16 protein-coding genes are annotated in these 21,019 nt (G+C 33.9%); 10 read left to right on the forward strand and 6 right to left on the reverse strand.

Translation table 11 applies throughout. The features are described from left to right. Positions 1–303 precede the first annotated feature (303 nt). A complete protein-coding gene (locus BBI01_RS01820; protein ID WP_065392979.1) occupies positions 304–999 on the reverse strand; it encodes a LytR/AlgR family response regulator transcription factor in 696 nt (231 codons plus the stop codon). Then, positions 992–2,053 (reverse strand): sensor histidine kinase, encoded by a 1,062-nt coding sequence (locus BBI01_RS01825; RefSeq protein ID WP_228393917.1) that lies wholly within the window; start codon positions 2,051–2,053, stop codon positions 992–994. The genes BBI01_RS01820 and BBI01_RS01825 overlap by 8 nt, the downstream gene beginning before the upstream one ends. 184 nt (positions 2,054–2,237) lie before the next feature. Here BBI01_RS01825 and BBI01_RS01830 point away from each other — a divergent pair, with 184 nt between their 5' ends. Both BBI01_RS01830 and BBI01_RS01840 read left to right on the forward strand, forming a co-directional pair. Continuing rightward, positions 2,238–3,368, forward strand: a complete 1,131-nt coding sequence (locus BBI01_RS01830) for an acyltransferase family protein (RefSeq protein WP_065392980.1) — start codon at positions 2,238–2,240, stop codon at positions 3,366–3,368. Positions 3,369–3,677: 309 nt separating this feature from the next. Next, positions 3,678–4,856 (forward strand): hypothetical protein, encoded by a 1,179-nt coding sequence (locus BBI01_RS01840; RefSeq protein ID WP_065392982.1) that lies wholly within the window; start codon positions 3,678–3,680, stop codon positions 4,854–4,856. A gap of 154 nt (positions 4,857–5,010) precedes the next feature. Here the strand turns inward: BBI01_RS01840 and BBI01_RS01845 are convergent, their stop codons facing one another. Further along, positions 5,011–6,075 (reverse strand): serine hydrolase domain-containing protein, encoded by a 1,065-nt coding sequence (locus tag BBI01_RS01845; protein WP_228393918.1) that lies wholly within the window; start codon positions 6,073–6,075, stop codon positions 5,011–5,013. After that, positions 6,053–6,952 (reverse strand): class A beta-lactamase, encoded by a 900-nt coding sequence (bla, locus tag BBI01_RS01850; protein WP_065392983.1) that lies wholly within the window; start codon positions 6,950–6,952, stop codon positions 6,053–6,055. The genes BBI01_RS01845 and bla overlap by 23 nt, the downstream gene beginning before the upstream one ends. 180 nt (positions 6,953–7,132) lie before the next feature. On the opposite strand from bla, the gene BBI01_RS01855 reads away from it, so the two are divergent. From BBI01_RS01855 to BBI01_RS01865, 3 genes are all read left to right on the forward strand, one after another. Next, a complete protein-coding gene (locus tag BBI01_RS01855; protein WP_065392984.1) occupies positions 7,133–8,095 on the forward strand; it encodes an alpha/beta fold hydrolase in 963 nt (320 codons plus the stop codon). Positions 8,096–8,393: 298 nt separating this feature from the next. Continuing rightward, entirely contained in the window at positions 8,394–8,948 is a 555-nt protein-coding gene (locus BBI01_RS01860; RefSeq protein ID WP_123862048.1) for a hypothetical protein, read from the forward strand. A gap of 32 nt (positions 8,949–8,980) precedes the next feature. Continuing rightward, positions 8,981–10,249 carry a retropepsin-like aspartic protease gene (locus tag BBI01_RS01865; protein ID WP_065392986.1) on the forward strand — a complete coding sequence of 423 codons (1,269 nt, stop codon included), beginning with the start codon at positions 8,981–8,983 and terminating at the stop codon, positions 10,247–10,249. A 137-nt stretch (positions 10,250–10,386) separates the two neighbouring features. On the opposite strand, the gene BBI01_RS01870 is transcribed toward BBI01_RS01865, so the two are convergent. After that, positions 10,387–11,850, reverse strand: coding sequence for a RagB/SusD family nutrient uptake outer membrane protein (locus BBI01_RS01870; RefSeq protein ID WP_065392987.1), 1,464 nt, complete (start codon positions 11,848–11,850; stop codon positions 10,387–10,389). Between the two features lie 8 nt (positions 11,851–11,858). After that, positions 11,859–14,813, reverse strand: a complete 2,955-nt coding sequence (locus BBI01_RS01875) for a SusC/RagA family TonB-linked outer membrane protein (RefSeq protein ID WP_065392988.1) — start codon at positions 14,811–14,813, stop codon at positions 11,859–11,861. Between the two features lie 892 nt (positions 14,814–15,705). Between BBI01_RS01875 and BBI01_RS01880 the strand changes: the two genes are divergently transcribed. The 5 genes from BBI01_RS01880 (at position 15,706) to BBI01_RS01900 (ending at position 21,018) form a co-directional block, all read left to right on the forward strand. After that, positions 15,706–17,208, forward strand: a complete 1,503-nt coding sequence (locus BBI01_RS01880) for an amidohydrolase family protein (protein ID WP_228393919.1) — start codon at positions 15,706–15,708, stop codon at positions 17,206–17,208. Positions 17,209–17,588: 380 nt separating this feature from the next. Then, the gene (locus BBI01_RS01885) at positions 17,589–18,524 is read left to right on the forward strand and encodes an NAD-dependent epimerase/dehydratase family protein (protein WP_065392990.1); all 936 of its coding nucleotides are present in this window, start codon (positions 17,589–17,591) and stop codon (positions 18,522–18,524) included. 79 nt (positions 18,525–18,603) lie between these two features. Continuing rightward, positions 18,604–19,515: a helix-turn-helix domain-containing protein gene (locus tag BBI01_RS01890; RefSeq protein WP_065393334.1), complete on the forward strand. Its 912-nt coding sequence runs from the start codon at positions 18,604–18,606 to the stop codon at positions 19,513–19,515. A 73-nt stretch (positions 19,516–19,588) separates the two neighbouring features. Beyond that, on the forward strand, positions 19,589–20,284 hold the full coding sequence (locus BBI01_RS01895; RefSeq protein ID WP_065392991.1) for a type 1 glutamine amidotransferase domain-containing protein: 696 nt from the start codon (positions 19,589–19,591) through the stop codon (positions 20,282–20,284). A 188-nt stretch (positions 20,285–20,472) separates the two neighbouring features. Continuing rightward, positions 20,473–21,018: an SMI1/KNR4 family protein gene (locus BBI01_RS01900; RefSeq protein WP_065392992.1), complete on the forward strand. Its 546-nt coding sequence runs from the start codon at positions 20,473–20,475 to the stop codon at positions 21,016–21,018. Position 21,019: the final 1 nt, after the last annotated feature.

Consider the following 21,019-nt stretch of genomic DNA (forward strand, 5'->3'; position numbering starts at 1 on the left):
AAAGTAATACTTTTTTTTAATATCTATACGGAATTGGTAGAACTTCAGTGCTTTCAATTTTGCGTATATAAGGGATTGTAAATCATTTTTTTATTGATCGTTTTATGAAAATATTTCCACTTTGACATGGATGATTTTTTTTAAAATGAAATAAACGTAATTGATTGAAAAACAGGATTAAAATTATTATCCTATGAATAATATTTAGAAATTATTAAAAATAAATGTTAAAATTAAGGCAACTAACCATTAAACCGTAAAGTAGAATTGTTGAATAGTGTTCTAACTGATTAAAATACAATTTTATAGAAGCTTGTTTTTAAAAATTTTGCTGATAAATATTTCAAATTCCTGGCGATAACTTCTTCCCACGGGAATGGTATAATGCCCGAGAATAACCTCATTATTAGTAAAAGCGGTAACATAATTGGTATTGATCATAAAAGACCTGTGAATCCTTATAAAACCTTTGGAATGGAGAACGGATTCAAGATCCGTTATTTTACTTTTTGAAATAAAATGTTCTCTGGTGGATAATGTAACTTTAATGTCATTTCCCTGGCTTTCAATAAAAAGAACTTCTGTAAGAGACAATTTTCGATGAATACCTTCTGTTTTAAGAATAATAAAATCTTCTCCGGAGCTTGTTATATTTCTCAATACCCGTTCTACAGATTTGAAAAAACGTTCGAATGTGATTGGTTTTAAAATATAATCTACGGCTTCCAATTCAAATCCTTCAATAGCAAATTCCCGGTAAGCCGTTGTAAAAATAGTTTTGGGTTTATGCGAAAGTGACCTCAAAAAGTCAATCCCATTAAAATGAGGCATTTGAATATCCAGAAACATGAGATCTATCTTCTGGTTTTGAAGTAGTTTGTAAGCATCCATAGCATTTTCAGCTTTGCCTACCAGTTTTAAATGATCAATCTTGGAAATATGATTTTCCAGTAAGGTTGCTGCCAGAGGTTCATCATCTACAATTATACAGTTAATCATATTGTGAGGGAGTGATAATTTTTGCGTTAAAAATATTGTTTTCTTTGGAAATGGTAAAAGTAAAATGATCCTGGTAATGATGTTCCAGCTGCTTTTTAATATTCTGAAGACCTATTCCATTTTTATTACATTCAAGTGGATTGTTGAAGGTATTTTCAATGGTAAAGACAGAAAATTTTTCATTGGCTTCAAATTTTATCTTGATTTCTGTTTGTTCGGAGCTCTTTCCTGCGCCATGCTTAAAGGCATTCTCTACAAGTGTAAGATAAAGTAATGGTGGAATAGGATGGGAAGAATTTCCCTGAATGTCTTTTATGATTTTTAATCTTTGATCTGAATAACGAAGGCTTTCCAGAGCTATATAATGGTCAACTACGGTGAGTTCATCCGAAACGGATACCCATTTTTTCTGTCCTTTGTATAAAATATAATCTAAAATATCAGAAAGCTGGCTGATGGATGTAGACGTTTTATCCGAATTACTGAGAGAAAGAGAATAGATATTATTTAACGTATTAAACAAGAAGTGAGGATTAAGCTGTGATTTGAGAGACTTCAGCTCTAGTTCTGCTTTTTCTTTTTCCAGTCGGATATTGTTTTCCTTTTCATCTTTATAGCGGATGATAAACATAATTGAAATGAAAATAAATGCTCCACTGATGATAGGGAAGGTATAATGAAACAAAAGATATTTGAGATCTGTAAAAATGTTAATCAGGCTGTCCTTGGATTCATTAGTGAAAAAAGGTTCCGCAATGTAAACAATGAAGATTCTGTTGATTACGGAAATAATATAGAGACTGATGATAAGATAAATTGAAAAATGGAGATATTTTTTTCGGTCAAAAAAATGAAGGATCAAAATATAGTAGATAAAATTGGCTCCTAAAATTTGAAAAATCCAATGACAAAGGTTGTAAATGATGAGCTGTTTGAAGATACCCCCGTTATAATCGTCATAACTTCTTGCTGCTCCAAATAGAAATAAAGCCGACCAGAAAGCCAGCTGAAAATAAAAGTTCTGTTTGAGATAAGAAGTAGATCCGGATTTCATTATGACCAAAAATATAAAAACTTTAGACATTAAAAGCAGAAGCTATGTGAAGGAGCACAAAATGTTGATGAACAACACAGTTTTAAGTGTCAGTAACATATTTTGTTATTAATAAAGATAATAGAGCTTTCTACACTTGTTGAGTAATAGCGTTCGGAAGTTTGATAACATTTGCAGAAAAAATATGATAACAAAACATTCTGAAAGATTCAACGGATTAGATCATCTGCGGGCATTAGCGATTATATTGGTTTTATTATATCATTACCGAGCCTTTAAACACCCTGTATGGATTGAAACTGTGGGGAAATTCGGATGGACAGGTGTGGATCTTTTCTTTGTTTTAAGTGGTTTTCTTATCTCAGGGAAGCTATTCAGAGAAATGGAAAATACAGGAAGAATAAACGTGAAAATGTTTTATATCAAAAGGTTTTTTAGAATTTTTCCACCTTACTTTTTTACTCTTTTTTTATATTTTACCTGTCCTTTTTTCAGAGAACGGGAAACCTTGCCGCCTTTATGGAAGTTTATGACATTTACACAGAATTATGGACTGGATGTGATCAATCAGGGAACCTTTTCTCATGCATGGTCTTTGTGTATTGAAGAACAGTTTTATCTTATTCTGCCTTTGCTGCTGATGGTAATGCCGGTAAAGCTATTTAAATACTTTGTTATTCTGATTATTCTGGTTCTCTCTTTTTCTTTGATGCTGAGAATAATAATATGGAGTAGTTCTGTGAGTACAATTGATCGCGATTCTCTGGAGTTCTGGCGTTCATGGTATATGGAAATTTATTATCCTACTCACACGAGACTGGATGGTCTTGGTACAGGCGTTCTCACGGGATATTTAATGCAATATTCCGTTGGTTTTAAAAAGAGTATTAATCATAATGGAAACAGACTTTTTCTTATAGGAATATTATTGCTGAGCATTGCCTTTTGGGTTTGTAATGAACAGTCTTCAGAAGCTGCATCTACATTTGGTTTTACATTGGTTGCAATAAGTTATGGTTTTATTGTATTAGCTGCTGTCTCAGAATGTTCCTTCCTTTCAAAACACAAGTCTTATATTACCGCTGAACTGGCAGCATTATCTTATGCTATTTATCTTTCTCATAAAGGCGTTATTCACATCGTTCAGGATATATTCGAGTATTTTGGTTTTGAAAATTCTGATGCTATATCTCTTATTGTGTGCTTATTGGCATGTATTGCAGTAGGACTGTTGTATCGGTTTATGATTGAAAAGCCGGTTACTGCTATTAAAAATAGAATTTTAAAAGTAAAGGATAAACCTATGTTATTTTAAAGATTGAGCAGGAATTTCCTCTGGAACAGCATACATATTTCTGCCTCTTTCAAAACCTTGAATTATAAAATAAGCCAATAGAGATAGAATGATAAGAATGAAAATGACGGACCATAAAATTTTTTTAGATCTTGACAGTTTTAATCTGGAGATAAAGAAAATGACTGCGGTAATAATGATAAAAATTCCTATAAATATTCCCATTTGTATCACTTTATTTTCAAAAAGGTACAAAAAATAAATGAAACTACTTTTGGAGTTGAAATAAATTAATAGTTTTAAAGCATTAAAAATTAAGTTTTTACACCAATGAAAAAAATATTATTATTTCTAAGTCTTTTAGTGATTGTTATTTCCTGTAATGGACAGAATAAAGAAACATATTGGAAGTCAGACGGAGTAGAGAAAATAGATAAAGAACCCATGCATGGCGTTACTTTATCTTATATGGAAATGCTTGCAGAAATGCGGATTCATCTTTCCAAAAGCAATGATTCTCTGATTTTTGAATATCCCTACATGAAAAAAATAAAGCTTTCCGAGTTAAAATCACTGACAGGATGTAGGTTAAAAGACACCAACGAACTTTTAGACAGCGTATATGATGTGAGGGTAGAGGGAGATCAGCTGAATATAAAGTTTCATTATATTGGAACGGCTTCTAAGGAGAATCGCTTCTTTCTTAAATTCATCAAAATGGATAAGGACAACTATTCTAAAGAAGTAGAAAAACTTCAGAATGATAAAAAAAGACTGTTGGATATGATTAAACCCATTGATATTTCCGGTCTGGATTTATCTGTCAGTATCCCTGAGTACTTTAAATCGGACATAAAGCTTGATGCGCTATCTCCTATTGAACTGGCTGAAGATCTTTGCCAGATCAGAGGTCTGAAGACCTTATCAACTCCTATTTCTTTTAACATTAAAGAGAAAGGAAAGTTTGTCTATCATCAATATGGCATACAGAATACGGATAAAATTGAACGTACTGTAGCTGCCATGGGGAACTTCAACTTTACAAGTCTTCAGATTCTTACTGATGCAGAGAGGAAAAGAGTAGATGCCTGGATGGTTGCTAAGGAAAATAAAAGTAAAAAAGATGTTCAATCATTACTTAAAGCAATAGTATCAAAATATCCGAAAGCAAAAATAACGATGGCAGGAGAACCTTCGACAGTTGCTTCAAAAGAGGATGTACTTGATATCGTTTCAAAATTTGGAATCATTCTTGAGACTGATAAAGAAGTAGTAAAATTGATGCTAAAGATCCCGGAAGAATTATATGATAAAGAGGGCAGCAAGGAACATTTATCGTATAAAGCTCCTTCATCAGAAGTTTTGAAAAGATTTGAATACTATGTTGACCTCACTGAAAAATCAGAATTGAGATTGATTATGTCCTCTAAAAAGTTAGATGATCAGCTTGCTTCTGATGGCGTCTCAGGAACTGTTCCGTCTTTTGTATCAGAGAATTCGTATTGGTAATGTATTTTTACACCACAGATGCACGAATGAAAAATCATAGATTAACTATTAAGCATTACAGTCTATGTATCTATGTGGTTATGAAAAAATAAACCACATAGAAATATAGAATGAATATATTAAAAAATTCGTGCATCCGTGGCTATAAAAAATACTATTTAGGAGTAATACTTTTGAGCATCACATTTTTAATAGCAGCTTCTTTAAAGCTCCAATATTCACGGTTTTTTGGCATCTGATTTTCAAGAATAATCAAACTTGTATCTTTAGACGGAAAGTATACATTAAGGCATGTAAATCCATCACCAAGCCCTGTTACAGCATAATAATCAAGTCCGGCTTCTTTGATGAATCGTATGTTATACCCAAATCCCATGTTTTCCTTTCCAAACACATTGTGTTGGGATAAGGTAGAGGGAGTCATTATCAGTTTCTGGAACTTTGGTGAGAGAAGCTTTCCGTTGAATAATGCCTGATTCCACTTTGATAGGTCTTCTACAGTAGAAATTACTCCGGCTGCAGGGGCTATTTTATCATTCAAAAAAGAATCTTCCACTTTTTCGTACTGATTATTTTCACTCATGAACCCGGGAATCAATGCCTGGTTATTCTTGCTGTTGTAGATGAATGTTTTATCCATTTTCAGTTTTCTGAAAAGAGAATTGGCAAGTTCTGTAAAGTTTTTGCCGGTTGTATTCTGAAGAATTTCGCCCAATAACATGTAGGAAAGATTTCCATATTTGAATTGCGAACCAGCTTTGAATGCTACAGGTTTATCAAGATCCGTGATGCCATGAGTATGATTTAATAGGTTGTGTATAGTAACCGTGTCAGACCAGGATTGAGTGAGTGACGGAAGATATTTTTTTATCGGAGTCTGAAGGTCTAGTTTTTCTTGTTCGGCTGCCTGTACAATCAAAACGGCGGTCACTTGCTTTGAGTTGGACATGATTTCAAATTGATCATCCGTTTTTACGGGAATCTTTTTTTCGAAATCTTTGTACCCGTTAGCCTTTATGTATTTTGTTTTTCCATGTTGCGATACCAAAACGACTCCGTTGAATCTTAAAGGATCAGAAGCTGTTATAACACTATCAATTTTCTTTGAATAGGATTCTGTTTTTTGTGCTTTTGCTGTCAAGGACAACAATATGGAAAGAGTAAGTGCAGAAGTTATTTTCAGTCTTGACATCGATTTATTTCTTGTTGTAATAATCATAGGTTGCTTTGGAAATATCAGCAATGATTGCTTCTGAGTTGTTAAATGTTTCGTAGGTATCATGAACAAAGACAGCGATGTATATATTCTTTTTATTCGGAAGTTCAATGATTCCAAAATTGTTGATGGCTCCGGTCATTCCTTTTTCATTTGTAAAAGAAGTTCCGGTGCGGTGAGCCATTTTAATATTTTGTGGTAATTTTCCTTTAAGCCTTTTGGCACCTGATGCGGTACTCATCATATTGGTATAGAGCCATTTTGTATGTTCTTTATTCAGTATTTTTCCGTTGTAGAAATCTTGTAATAACCTGATGGTTTCATTGGGAGTCGTTTTGTTTATAAATTGAGAATCCCAGTCTTTATGCATGTCCTCTTCATCGTTTTTAATGATAACATTTTTGCTGTTAATGAATTTTTCAACATATTGGGGACCGCCAATCAGTCTTAGAAGAATATCTGTTAAATTATTATCGCTGTATATAACAATCCATTGTAAAGCCTCTTCAAGAGTCAGCTCAAGATTTCCTTCCGGATATTTTTCTTTAAAAGGGCTGTATGTATTTTCCAAAAGTTCTTCCTTTTTAATGAAAATCTTCTGTTGTAAAGAAAGTTCTCCTTTTTCTACTTTATGAAGAATGGCTAAAGCAATATGAAACTTAAAAGTACTCAACATAGGATAGAGATTGTTTCCGTTGATCTGAGTCACTTCTTTTTTCGGAGTACCGGATATGAAGATCGAAACACCTATATCCGCTTTTTTATTGGCAATAATGGATTCTATGATCTTTTTAAATTCCGGATTGGTATTGGTCTGTGAAAAAAGAGGAAGGCTTAAAAGCAGAATAAGCAGAGTGAAAGTAATTTTCTTTAATTTCATTTGAGATAGGTTAATGATAATAGTTTTTCGTTTCCAAATATATGTATTTCCTATGTCCTATTTGAACTCAAACTACTATTTTTGATGAATGATGAATGAAAAAGCACTATAATTTATTATATTCATTCCCGCGGAAAACAAACATTACTATTTCCGGAATAAACTCAAAATCTAATCGCCATGATCAAACACTATCTTTTTCTGATTCTGTTCTTTCTTTCTGCAGGATGTTGGTCTCAGATAAAAGAAAAAAAAGAAATCCGAATTGATACTACAGAAGCTGTTCCGATAGGAGGAATAAAGCAATTCATAAGCATAAAAGGAAATGATCGGGAGAAGCCTGTACTGCTTATTCTACATGGAGGTCCCGGAAAATCATTGATTAATTTTTCAGATAGTTTTACGGATAAATTACGGAATGAGTTTATTGTGGTGAATTGGGATCAAAGGGAAACGGGTGAAACTTTAAACTTAAATAAAACCAAGGATAGCCTGACAACCGATTTGCTTAAAAGAGATGCTTTGGAAGTTGTTTACTATCTGAAGAAAAAGTTTAATCAGAAGAAAATATTTTTGCTGTCCCATTCATGGGGATCTGTCATGGGATTTGATATTGCAGCCAAGCACCCGGAATTGCTGTACGCCTATATTCCTGTAAGTCCTGTGATCGATGCTCATAAAAGTGCCGCTTTATTTGTGAATGATCTTAAAAAATGGGCTTTGAATACCCAAAACAATATAGCTGCTGAGGAACTGCAACAGGTAAAGCTTCCCTTTAAAGATAAAGATGATTTTTTTCTGGCTCAAAAATGGCTGTTCGTTCATAACGGCGTAAAAGGAGCAGATACAGAAGACTTTAAAAAAAGCTACTACCAATGGATGGATACCTGGTTTCCGGTTTGGAAAGAGAATGCAGAAACAAATCTATTTGATACCGTTTCAAAAATTAAATGCCCTGTCTACTTTTTAATAGGAAGTGGTGACAATCAGTCTTATTATACCATTGCCGAAGATTATTATCAATTTTTAAAAGCGAAAGACAAAAAAATCTTCTGGTTCAAAGAGTCCGGACATACTATCTTCAATACGGAACCTCAAAAACTTCAGGAAATAATCATTAAAGAAATAAGGCTAAAGTATTGAAATAACAGAAATATTTTGTCCTTAACATACTTTTTAGAAATAATAAACGTTTAGCTTGCATGGGCTTTATGATTAAAAGCATAAAACCTATCGAACATTAGTTTGTATTTTCACTGATCAGATAAGTAATAAGATTAATACTATTGATAATCAAATTGTAGGAATGGCATCATTTAAATAATGGTGTCATTTTTCTTTATGATAGGGATGTTGGGATTCATGCTTTTTTTATAAATTACTTCAATATTTAATGGATGATAAAGAGTGAGGTTGATTAATAGATTATAATAGATTTTTTATGAAACATAGAGTAGTGCCCATTGCTTTTGCATTGAATTCATTTTATCTGTCGTTTTTGTATTTCCGGCTGTTCTGGCTTTCCAGCGGGAAGGTTACCGGAGAACTTCTGACATATAAATATATGCTGTATTCCGTGTTTATGGTTTACCCCTTATTTATGATTTCTGCACTCATTTTTTCTAAAGAGTTTAAAGGCGGCTTTTTTATTAAGTTTCTTGTCTGGGCGTTAATGGCTGCGGTGCCTTTGCTGTACTTTTATAGTTTTGATCTTTTTGATGAGAAGGAACTTTTTTATGGATACATTTTTACGCTGATTCAATGTCTTTTTCAGTCGAAAATGATCAAAGATGAAGAAATGGGAGCCAGAGTTGCAGGTGTTTTTGCAGCAAAGCTTCTCCTGTGGTTTGTGACGCTCATTCTTTCATTGTCTTTCCTGATATGGTATTCAGACAGGGATATTTTAATGAATATGCTATTTGGTGGATTCTACTATCTATTTGCCGGGATTCTTGATATTGTGATCGTCCGGTATAAATTTCTTACCGAAAAGTAAAATAATTTTAATAAAAAAATAAAAAATAGATAATGCTTACAATATTCCGTTTAACCTTTTTACCTGTTATGATTTTACTATCTGCCATAAGTTACGGACAGGTTCATCATTCAGCATTTGAAACTCTCTATGCTCAGATCAAACAGAAGAATTTTTTTAAAGCTCGTGAAATCTTTGCAACCACTAAGAAAAAGCTGCCTTCAGAATATCAGTATTTTACAGAAGCGGTTCTCGATAACGCTTTCAATAAACCCAAAGAATCAAATCTGAAGATTGAAAAGCTGGAGGCTGAAAAATCAGGCTTACCGGATTCTCTTATGCTTAAAATCTGGCGTCTTAAAGAAGACAATTGTATGAAACAGTATGATTATGCCGGAGCAAAAAAAGCAGGAAATGCCACGTTGGATCAATATGCTCATCTGCTTACAGAAGAAGAAAAAGATGATGTAAAGAATACTTTGAAGATCTGGACAGCACTTGAAAATGTACCTCAACAAAGAGTTTCCATCAATGGAGATACTCGCTTGAAAATGGAAAAAGATGTTGCCGGGCTTAAAAACTTAAAGATAAACGTTGGGGAAGATTCCATGAATTTTATTTTTGATACCGGTGCTAATATTTCTACGATCTCAGCTTCTGCAGCTCAACGTTTAAAATTGGAAATCATTCCGGCAGATATAGATGTGGATGCCATTACAGGAAAATCTATAAAAGCAAATCTTGCCGTTTGTAAAAAAATGATTTTAGGAAATATTGTAGTGGAAAATGCTGTATTTCTTGTGTTTGAAGATTCAGCGCTCAGCTTTCCGCAGATCAATTACCAGATCAATGGGATTCTTGGTTTTCCGGTGATTGAAGCATTGAAAGAAGTACAGCTTACCCAGGATGATTATTTTATCGTTCCGGAGAAAGAAACTACCATCAATTCCTCTTCTAATATGGCAATTGACGGGTTGTCTCCGCTTATTTTTATAGATGGAAAGCACTTTTCATTTGATACGGGAGCAGATCATACCATTCTTTATGCTCCTTTTTATCTGGAAAATAAAAAAAATATGGATGCAAAATATCAGTTGACAAAGATCGGAATGGGTGGAGCAGGAGGAAAAATAGAACATGACGGCTTTAAAGTAGATCATACTTTTCATATCCTTGGAAAACCGATTTTATTGAAGAATATAAGTGTTTTGAAGACCAAAATTAACAAAGAAACTGTGTATGGAAATATCGGACAGGATGTGATTAAACAATTTAAAAAAATGACGTTGAACTTTGATCATATGTTTATCAAATTTGATTAAAAGACTTTTTAATTATATCTAAATCCATCTCACGCTGAGGTGGATTTTTCATTTAAAACCGAACAAAAAAGACACCGTTTACTGTTAAACGGCGTCTTGCTTGAAATATATTAAAATTGTTTTTGCTGATGTTTTATTTATTCATTCTGTTTGATTTGTGGGTTATTATTAATCTCTTTATTCGGTATCTGGAATCTGAATTTATCCGTTGTAAGGTTAAACTTTCCAAATGTGTGGTTACTTCCTGTATAGGCTCTTTCCAAAGGAATATTTAATCGTTTCATATCAAACCATGCATATCCTTCACCCCAAAGTTCAATTCTCTTCTGAAGGATGATCTCATTGATCAGTTCATTTCCTGTTTTCGTAGATAAGGTATAAGCTTGATCTCTTTTAGAAGCAATCGCAAATAATACCTGTCTTGCCTCAGCTTCTCTGCCTTGTCTAGCCAATGCTTCAGCTTCTACATAATAGAGAGATGAAGCTCTGATGTAGATATAATCACCTTCAAAAAGACTTGGATCTTTAAACTTCCAGCTTACATAGGCAGGGTAATTTTTTGTTTTTCCGTTAAATGTATACTTTGCACTCTGGCTGCCATTGAATACTTTTTTACGGTAGTCTGTATTAGGAATTGCGTCATACAGACGTTTGTCGATCTGCTTATAAATTTGAGCTGCTCCAGCATATCCTTCATTGGTATTATCAAACATTGAGAAGAAGGACGCATAATAATTTCCAATACTTATTGTAGAAATTGTGTTATGGAATCCCCAGATCACTTCAGGATTATTAATGCTTGAAAATCCTGTATTGGTATAATCATCTTCAGTCATCAATGCAATGCCTTGTTTTCCTTCGCCGGCATATTTTGCAGCTTTTGTATAATCACCCGTTTGTAAAAAGACCTCAGCGGCAATCGCTTTAGCAGTTCTCTGGTCAATTTGTGCTCTGGAAGGACGTGCAAAACCATCCAACAGATTGATAGATTCTTCTATGTCCTTAGAAATTTGAGAATACACCTCAGCTACCGTAGATCTTGGAAGTCCCTGACTAGGATTAGCACTTGTAAGAACCAATGGTAACCCCGGTTCAGATTGATGTGCTTTGAAATCATTAGCATAAAAACGAACCAGATAGAAATAAGAATATGCTCTTAATGCTAATAACTGACCTTTAATTGCCTTATTTTTAGCCTCGGAATCATTCTTTAAATCATCAAGAAGTTTATTAATCACAAATATCCTTGAATAAAAAGTAGTCCATACAATTTCCGAAGCGATGTTACTTGCATTGGTCGCTTCATAATTATAAAACATTCCCAAATGCTGGTTTTTTGCCTGGATAACGTCATTAGACATTAAATCTGCTCCCGCTTTTATTCCCATAATTCCGAAGTCTGAGTGAGAAGTAGTTCCTCCCGCACCATTACTTCTAAGGTCAAGATATATTCCACCAAGGATCTTTTCCGGCTTTGATTGATCATCGTTCAATTGTTCACCGGAAATATTCCCTTCTGGCAAAGTATTAAGATCATTAGCACAGCTACTGGTAAGAAGTCCTACGGCTATAGCTGCTATAAAGTATTTTATCGTTTTCATAATTTCTTTTAAAATGTTAGTTTAAAACCTAGGGAAACACTGGATAATAAAGAGTATTTGTAGGCATCAGAGACCCCTGTTAATGAAGCTCTCGGATCATATCCTTTTCTTTTGGACCATAGATAAAGGTTATTTCCTGTTACATATACCTTTAGCCCCGATAAACAAGCTTGTTGTGCAAAGTCATCAGGCAGCTGATAAGACAATGTTACATCCTGAAGACTGATATAATCAGACTTGATCAGATATAGTGTAGAGTTCTCATTCTGGTTGGTTGAGGTAAGGTCTACACGAGGTAGGGCAGCCGATGTATTCTCAGGAGTCCAGGTTTTATCAAGATCCGTAGAATAGTTGGATGCATAGGTATCAGAATGGAATAAGCTTCTGTAAATATTGTCATATCCATATCCGCCAAACTGATAAGCAAAATTCACAGACAGATTTACTCTTTTGTAAGTAATATCAGTTCCAAATCCACCATATACTTTTGGAATTGCAGATTTTCCTGTATTATAATCAGTAGCTTCCTTAAAATTATTGGTAACGGTTTTTTCTACCTGTTGAGTAGCCTGATTGTAAGAATTTTTATACCATAAAGCATCTCCGTTTAAAGGATTTACCCCTGCAAACTCTTTCAGATAATAGGTATATCGGTCGCCACCTTCAGATAGGATAAACAATCCTGAAACCAAACCTGTAGCTCTTTGCTCGGCGGGTAATCTGGTGATTTTGTTTTTGTAGTGAGTTGCATTCGCATAGAAATTCCACTGAACATTTTCGTTACGAAGAATATCCACACTTACATTAGCCTGAACCCCTCTGTTATACATATCTCCGATGTTTCCATACTTCACGTACGATCCGGAATTCGAGATAGCCAAAGGAAGCGTATAGATCATATCCGATACTTTTCTCTCAAAATAATCTGCATTTACATTCACTCTGTTGTTCAGTAAAGAAAGCTCAAAACCAGCATTGAAATTTTTGGAAGTTTCCCATTTTAAGTCTCTATTTCCTTGTTTTTGAAGTGAAAGTACGGGTTTACCATCACCAAAATTGTTGATTCCATAGATATCCTGATAAGCATAATAATCTCTTGTGAGGTTAGTAAGAAGAATATTGTCATTCCCTTGTTGCCCGTAAGAAGCTTTTAATTTCAAGGCATTAATGACTGTGTTGTCTTTAAGGAAATCTTCTTTGGCAACATTCCATGCAAGTCCTAATCCATAAAAAGTACCCCATCTGCTTTCCGGTGCAAAAACCGAAGAACCATCTCTACGAACATTTGCATTAAAGAAGTATTTACTATCATAGTTATACAATAACCTTGAGAAATAGCCTTCTACAGCATATTCATAACCGTTTCCTGATAAATCTGTAATTTTTACAGCATTATCAAAAGAGGGTGAAGTAGGCAATAGAAGCTGTTGCTTAGACCCTGAAAAACCTTCATTCTTTGTTTTGTTCAGCTCATGACCTACAAGAATATTGAAGCTGTGTTTTCCGAATTTTTTCTGATACGTAAGCAATTGCTGATGATTCAGAGTATAATTAAATATAGATTCCTGAGAAATTGTTCCTCCCACAGATGAAGAAGTTCCCCCCACCGTATTTCCGAACTGAAGGTTTCTCAGATTTTCAAGATAAGCCCCGAAGTTGTACGTGAAATCTAACCCGTTGATAATTTCATAATTTAATCCCAAATTAGCATTGGTGATATTGCTTACGGTTTGAGATTTATCCTGCTGAAGATTTCCTACTGGATTTTCAAAAACAGCGTAAGATCTTGTGCCTCCGTGAGGACCTTGCCCGTCTCCATAATCATATAAAGCATTTCCATGAGTATCATAAAGCCTCTGGTAATTATCATCTCTTAGGAAAACCGGATAAAAAGGAGCAATATTTCTGGCAAACTGAAATGGATTTGAAAAACCTCCCGTTTCCCCAAAATTCTGCTTACTGTAAGTATAAGAAAGCGCAGATGTCAACTTTAATTTTGGAGTGATAGAGTAGTCCACATTCGATCTGATTCCGAATCTTTCAAAACCTGAAGAAATAAGATACCCTTTATCGTCCAGATAATTTAATGAAGTATATGATCTTACCTGATCGCCACTGGCATTGATTCCAACAGTAGCTTCCCTCCTTAAAGCGGGCTTAAAAAGTAGTTTTTTCCAATTATCCTGATAAAGTAATTTTGCATTCGGATTAAAAGTACCATCCGCAGCGATGAGTTGATTAAAAGGAACATTATAAACATTATATCCCAATCCGTTAAGTGCAGTGAGCCCTGCTGCATGAGGCGTTGTTCCGGAAGGTACTGCTCCCGGTTGCGTAGATTTTGCAATTTCCCCGATTCTGGCTCTGTTATAATAAGCGGTATAATAATCCTGAGGAGAAGTATACACAGAATAATCTGCAATAGATCTGAAATTGACTCCGGTTTTTACATCTGCTTCAATAGTAAGTTTCTTATTCTTTCCCCTTTTGGTGTTAACGATTATTACACCATTAGCCCCTCTGGAACCATACAAAGCATTAGATGAAGCATCCTCAAGAAAGGAAATACTCTCAATATCTGCAGAAGAAATACTGTTCAGATCACCATTATAAGGAATTCCATCCAGTACAATCAACGGATCACTCGATGCATTGATGGAACCTATTCCTCTCATTCTTATCGTAGGTTTGGAGCCTGGCTGTCCGGATGAGATTACCTGTACACCGGCAACCTTACCACCAATTCCCTGAAGAACGTTTCCATTTTGAAGATTAGAAAGATCTTTAGCCTTTAAAGACTGTACAGATCCCGTTATTTCTTCCTTTTTTTGCTTTCCGAAAGCTACCACCACCACTTCTTTGATGGAAGTCTCTTGGGAAAGACTGTCTTTTTTCTGTGCAAAGCCATATTCTGCGAATAAGAGTACAGCCAATACACCAAGTTTGCATTGTTTTTTTCTCATTATATTAATCTTATGTTTAAAAAATTGAATTGAGTTTCACTCCTTATCTTTCCCAATAGGAAAAATAGATCCCCAGCCTCCTTTTTTTGAGGAGGTGTCAGAAAGAAAATGTTAAAATAGAGGAGGTGTACCCGGATTAAATTGGCATAGAACTTATTGGGCTTTAATTCCTACAATAATGTGCATATTTCTTAGAGGATTTATGGCATCATCATCTTACACATCATAGATCCAAAACACATGTCTTTAGAAAAGGTATTGTGTAGTGAATGGCTTTTCCCTGTACAACCCTTTTGTTGAACAGATACTACAGCCTTGATAGTGCATAGGTAAGAATTAAAGTCATTCTTATTCATGAGAATAGAGTTTATATTTTTTTAACTGGGTCAAAATTATTTAATAATTCATAAAACTTTGTTAAAAGAGGATATGAGATAAATCATATTAGTCTACTAATTTAGTAGGGTTATTGAAAAAGGCAATATTTGTTAGAATGAAAAACGGTGTATTTATTTGTTTTTCAATTGTTTGTATTGTTTTGTTTTCTTGCTGGAATTATTTTAAAAAAATTGAAATCCTTCTATGAATAAAAATTAATACTATAAGTCTATTGTTTTTATAGACTTTTTGTGTATTTTACACCCGATTTCTTTTTCAGGAAGCTTTATCCCGCTATCCACTCATACTCCTCGCGCCAGTGCTATGGCTTACACATGCTGCGGGGTAACCGTTACTATCGGGGCTAGGGATGAAGTATGGAAGATGAAAATACACCGTTAAAAGTATTATCATTTGTTTTTTTCAGATAGAAGCACTTTTACCAAAAAATTAATTATATTTTTGAAAACTGTATAGACAAAAGTTTTTTGTCGGATACAGGTTACTAATTATTATGAGAAAATACCTTACCTATATTTTAATGTTGGGATTTCCTCTGTTGGGAGCCCAAAAAAAGATTGAAAAATCTTCATATCAACAGGACTGGACGCAATTAGATAAAGTGAATCAGGCACTCTCTTTTGATGCAGATATAAAACTTTCTGAGTCTGAACAGATATTGGATAAAAAATTATTCCAACTCAGAAAACAGCTTATTCACGATACGGAAAGTAAAAAAAGCTCTTTATATAACAGTTCTTTTAATGAATTAAAACCTTTAATAGAAAATAGCAAACTGTATAATATCTTACAGTTAATGCCCAAAGGAGGTTTGTTACACACCCATAGCGGTGGGGTAACCGATGCAAAATGGATCATTGCAACCGCAAGAAAATATAAAGAATGCTACGTTTACGATCTACAGGACAATGATCAGTTTATTTTCGGACAATTGGCTTTTTTTGAATCAGGAAAAGTACCGAAAGGATTCGTCAGTCTCGACCAAAAGTTAAATTCGAATACAGGTTTTGAAAAAGAATTATTAGAACTTTTGCTTTTAAAACGTGATAATCTATGTACTTATACCGATTACTGGATTGAATTTGAAAAACGTTTTAAACGTATCAATCTGTTATTGCCTTACCGTCCTTTCTTTAAAGAATATTATTTAAAAGGCTTTCAGGATTTAGCCAAAGATAAAGTACATCATGTGGAGATCAGATACGTCTTTGATGAGATTTATGATTTTCAACATGGAAAGTATCCTTTGGAAAAAACGATCACAGACTTGCAGGATATTGTTAAACAAATGCGTCAGACTGAACCACAGTTTAGCCTGAAATTAATTTATTCAAGCTTTAAATTCTTAGACTCAGAGAGTATTGAAAAGCAGTTGGAAATAGCTCTTAAACTTAAAAAAGAATTTCCTGATATGATTTCCGGGTTTGATCTTGTGGCTGATGAAGCAGCCGGAAACAGCATCAATTCTTTCCAGAAAAACTGGACGAAATTGAATGAAATGACTACGAAATCAGGGCTGGAAATGCCTTTGTTTCTTCATGCCGGAGAAAGCAATTCTATTTTCAATAAAAATGTACTTGATATTACCTTATTGAATAATCCTAGGATTGGTCATGGGCTGAACCTGATTTATTTTCCAAAATCTATGGAACAGATCAGAACGAAAGATAAGCTGGTTGAGGTAAGCCCGATCAGTAATCAGGTTTTAGGATATGTAAGCGATTTGAGAAATCACCCTGCAAGAGTTTTATTAAGCAATGGAATACAATGTTCTATCAATAGTGATGACCCTTCTGTTTATGGATATGAAGGATTAAGTTATGATTTTTGGGTCGCTTTTGTATATTGGGAACTGGATGTGAAAGCTTTGAAAAAACTGGTTTTTAACTCAATTAATTACTCTTCTTTGAGTAAAAATGAAAAACAGAAGTCCATACAATATCTGAATACACAATGGAATGATTTTGTACAGAAAGCAAATCAGGAACTGAAGTAATATTAATTAATAATCCTTTAGATATAAAATAGAATAGCAACATTTTCGAATGATGCTATTTGTTTTTTTATGCAAAGTTTTTATCTGTTTAGTGGTTATATATTGAGAGCGCAAAGAGTAAATCAATTTCATTGATTCTATCTAAGCGTACACATATCCGATCTGTTTAATCCTCTACAAACTCGAACTCTTTGTAAACTTAAAATATACATTGCCCTCAAAAAGACTTTGCATTAAAAAAGTATAACTTACCAAACCGTTTCTCCAAAACAGAGATTCTGTTACAACTTTCCTTAATTGAGATACATCATTTGTTTCCATTCTTCAGAACTTTGTCATATTAAAATAACATGATGATTTTTTGATAAAAATAAAATAATATGCAAACAATATTAGGAGCCAACGGTCAGATTGGCGAAGAACTGGCAAGGGAATTAAAGCGAAATTTTACATCAGATATTCGTATTGTCAGCAGAAATGCTCAAAAAGTAAATGACACAGATGAGGTGTTCTCAGCAGATTTATCCATTCGTGAAAAAGCTATTGAAGCTGTAAAGGGCTGCGAGATTGCCTATTTCACTTTAGGACTTCCGATAAGTTCAGATCTTTGGGAAAAACAGTTCCTGCTTATACTCCGAAATGTAATTGAGGCATGTAAAATCAATGGGACAAAATTAGTGTTCTTTGATAACACGTATATGTATCCGCAGAATGATAGGGTTTTAACAGAAAAAACAGCGTTTGATCCGGTAGGAAGAAAGGGCAGAGTAAGAAGGGAAATGGCAGAAATGATTTTAAAGGAGATTGAATCCGGAGAATTAGAAGCAGTAATTTGTCGTGCTCCAGAATTTTATGGTCCCGGGAAAACACAGAGCATTACCAATACTTTGGTTTTTAACAATATTAAAGAAGGAAAAAAACTTAAAGTTCCGTTGAGTGACCATAAAAAAAGAAGTCTGATATGGACACCGGATGCAAGTCGTGCCACAGCGTTGATAGGAAATACACCTAGTGCCTATGGACAAACCTGGCATCTTCCTGTTGATAAAAGCCATCCCACATATCATGAATTCATAAGAATAGCTTCCGAAATCTATGGTAAAGATTTGAAATATTCTGTAATCCCTAAGTTTTTCTTTAAGATAGGTTCTTTATTTAATCAACGGGTAAAAGAACTGTTGGAATTGCTTCCAAGATATGAACACGATAATATATTTGATGATTCAAAATTCAGAAACAGATTTCCTGAATTTAAGGTGACCACTTATAAAGAGGGTATTCATCAGATTAAAGGTGAACAGTTTTCAGGAAAATAATAAAAACTGTAACTTAGTGATGATTACAAGCTGTTTTTTTTAAATCACATAGATTTTAGTGGAAAAAAGTGAGAAAATTATGAAAACTCCCATCAAAATTTCATCAATAAGTGCTTTACATAAGTCTCTAGGATTGAAAAAACCGTTTAATCCTCTGATCAGCGTGTTCAGTTTTGATGATGTGAAACTGGAACCGGAAACTATTTTAAGTTCCGTTATAACGGATTTTTATGTTGTTGCTCTTAAAAAAGACTGTGCCGGAGGGAAGTGCAAATATGGACAGCAATATTATGATTTTGATGAAGGAATCATGTACTTTATCGCACCTCATCAGGTATTACAGTTTGAGGATATATTGCTGAATAGTGTCAAAGGATTTGTATTGGTTGTGCATTCTGATTTTCTTCAGGGCTATCCTTTAGCATCCATCGTTAAAGATTATGGTTTTTTCTCTTATGCTACCAATGAAGCATTACATCTTTCTGAAAAAGAAGAGAAATCCGTTATGGATATCATCGATAATATAGAACAGGAAATAGAAGCGAATATGGATTCTTTTACTCAGGATTTATTGGTGTCTAATCTTGATTTGCTACTGAAATACTGTGATCGTTTTTATAACCGACAGTTCTTAACCAGAAAAAAGGTCAATAATGATCTCCTGTCAAGATTGGAAAGTTTACTGGATGATTATTTTAAAAGTGATCAATTGATTGTTAATGGGATTCCTACCGTTCACTTTATTGCAGAACAACTGAATCTGAGTGCTAATTATCTGAGTGATATGCTTCGGGTACAAACAGGGCAAACCACTCAGCAGCACGTTCAGAACAGATTGATAGAAAAAGCAAAAGAGCTGCTATCCACCACTAAAATGTCTGTATCTGAAATTGCTTATCATTTAGGATTCGAGCACCCACAGTCTTTCCATCGTTTATTTAAAAACCGTACTTCTGTTTCACCATTAGAGTTCAGAGCTACCTTTAACTAAATTATTTGAGCCATCAAAGCCTCAAAAAAATTATTAAGAAATACCTTAGAAGTAAAGCTTGAAAATTTTAAATATGAGCACATTGAAGATCTTAATCATTGTCACCAATGTAGGAATGTATGCAAGCGGACATCTGAAAACAGGTTTGTGGCTAAGCGAACTTACTCATATCTATCATGCTGCTAAAGAAAAAGGCTATGAGATTACAATTGCCAGTCCAGAAGGGGGTAATGTTCCTATTGATCCTGAAAGTCTTAAATATTTTACCCTTGATAAAATTTCTACAACATATTGGAATGACATATCATTTTGCGAAATATTGAATAATAGTAAAAGATTAGAAGATATAGCCAGTAAAGACTATGATCTGGTATATTTAGCAGGCGGTCATGGCACAATGTATGATTTCCCTGATGATTCAACTTTACAATCTATTATTAAAAAACAATATGAAAACGGAAGAATCGTAGCCGCTATTTGTCATGGAGTGGGCGGATTACTGAATGTAAAACTTTCCAATGGTGAATATCTGATTAAAGGAAAAGAAATGACAGGTTTTGATTGGTTTGAAGAAACTATTGCAAGACGAAAAAAAGAAGTCCCTTTCAACCTGGAAGCTGCAATTAAACAACGTGGTGGCAATTTGAAGAAAGCTTTTATACCAATGACTTCCAATGTTGTAGTAGCAGATCATCTTATTACCGGACAAAATCCATTCAGTTCAAAGGAAATGGCGAGAGTCGTTATAAAGGAAATGGAAAAGCTGTGAGAGCCAACTTTATTTTAAAAGCACTTATTTAGAAAATTTTATTTAAAAAGTAAATAGTATTGATCCATTTACTTTTTTATTTTTACAGAGATTAAATAATCAACTTGAAAATCAGTGAGATTTTATGAATGTGAACTTTCAGACATAATCATTTAAAGTCTCAAAAAGAAATTAGATAACTATAAATAATGACGGCAGAATTTATCAACGCGTTAAACATATTGAAAGAATGGGTTTCAAAAAATGAAGTAATTCATGAAACAAAACAATGGACAAATGGAGAGGAAATGACAGAATCGGAAAGTTTGAAATTTAATGTTCAACCTATTTCAGCTAAGGAATTAGAAGAAATAAAAATATATACAGAACATTTGCTTCCTGAGTCGTATTATTATTTTTTATCGGAAATCGGAAGCGGGCAGTTTTTAATCGGGGAATATTTTCCATGCTTTGAAATGTATGGTCTGGCTGATTTAAAAGAAAATAATGCTTTGGTTCAGAAGGAAATTAAAGACGGAGAGATAAATGATAATTTCATTATGATTGGGATGCATTGCTCTATGGGGGATTGGGTAGGTTTCTGTACTACAAAAAATGATAAGAATTACGATGTCTTTTGTCATGAATATCCAATTGATGAATACGTAGAAATTTCTGATGAACTGAAATCATGGAGAACTTTTGAAGAATGGTTTATTAAAGCAATCGAAACTAAAGGAAAAGAAACGTTGTAAA

The organism is Chryseobacterium artocarpi (genome assembly GCF_001684975.1).
GTDB lineage: Bacteria > Bacteroidota > Bacteroidia > Flavobacteriales > Weeksellaceae > Chryseobacterium > Chryseobacterium artocarpi.

Coding starts and splice junctions, on each gene's coding strand:
- BBI01_RS01895 (WP_065392991.1), top strand. CDS start 19,589: ATGAGCACATTGAAGATCTTAATCATTGTCACCAATGTAGGAATGTAT.
- bla (WP_065392983.1), bottom strand. CDS start 6,952: ATGAAATTAAAGAAAATTACTTTCACTCTGCTTATTCTGCTTTTAAGC.
- BBI01_RS01820 (WP_065392979.1), bottom strand. CDS start 999: ATGATTAACTGTATAATTGTAGATGATGAACCTCTGGCAGCAACCTTA.
- BBI01_RS01830 (WP_065392980.1), top strand. CDS start 2,238: ATGATAACAAAACATTCTGAAAGATTCAACGGATTAGATCATCTGCGG.
- BBI01_RS01845 (WP_228393918.1), bottom strand. CDS start 6,075: ATGATTATTACAACAAGAAATAAATCGATGTCAAGACTGAAAATAACT.
- BBI01_RS01880 (WP_228393919.1), top strand. CDS start 15,706: ATGAGAAAATACCTTACCTATATTTTAATGTTGGGATTTCCTCTGTTG.
- BBI01_RS01860 (WP_123862048.1), top strand. CDS start 8,394: ATGAAACATAGAGTAGTGCCCATTGCTTTTGCATTGAATTCATTTTAT.
- BBI01_RS01875 (WP_065392988.1), bottom strand. CDS start 14,813: ATGAGAAAAAAACAATGCAAACTTGGTGTATTGGCTGTACTCTTATTC.
- BBI01_RS01900 (WP_065392992.1), top strand. CDS start 20,473: ATGACGGCAGAATTTATCAACGCGTTAAACATATTGAAAGAATGGGTT.
- BBI01_RS01870 (WP_065392987.1), bottom strand. CDS start 11,850: ATGAAAACGATAAAATACTTTATAGCAGCTATAGCCGTAGGACTTCTT.
- BBI01_RS01885 (WP_065392990.1), top strand. CDS start 17,589: ATGCAAACAATATTAGGAGCCAACGGTCAGATTGGCGAAGAACTGGCA.
- BBI01_RS01825 (WP_228393917.1), bottom strand. CDS start 2,053: ATGAAATCCGGATCTACTTCTTATCTCAAACAGAACTTTTATTTTCAG.
- BBI01_RS01840 (WP_065392982.1), top strand. CDS start 3,678: ATGAAAAAAATATTATTATTTCTAAGTCTTTTAGTGATTGTTATTTCC.
- BBI01_RS01855 (WP_065392984.1), top strand. CDS start 7,133: ATGATCAAACACTATCTTTTTCTGATTCTGTTCTTTCTTTCTGCAGGA.
- BBI01_RS01890 (WP_065393334.1), top strand. CDS start 18,604: ATGAAAACTCCCATCAAAATTTCATCAATAAGTGCTTTACATAAGTCT.
- BBI01_RS01865 (WP_065392986.1), top strand. CDS start 8,981: ATGCTTACAATATTCCGTTTAACCTTTTTACCTGTTATGATTTTACTA.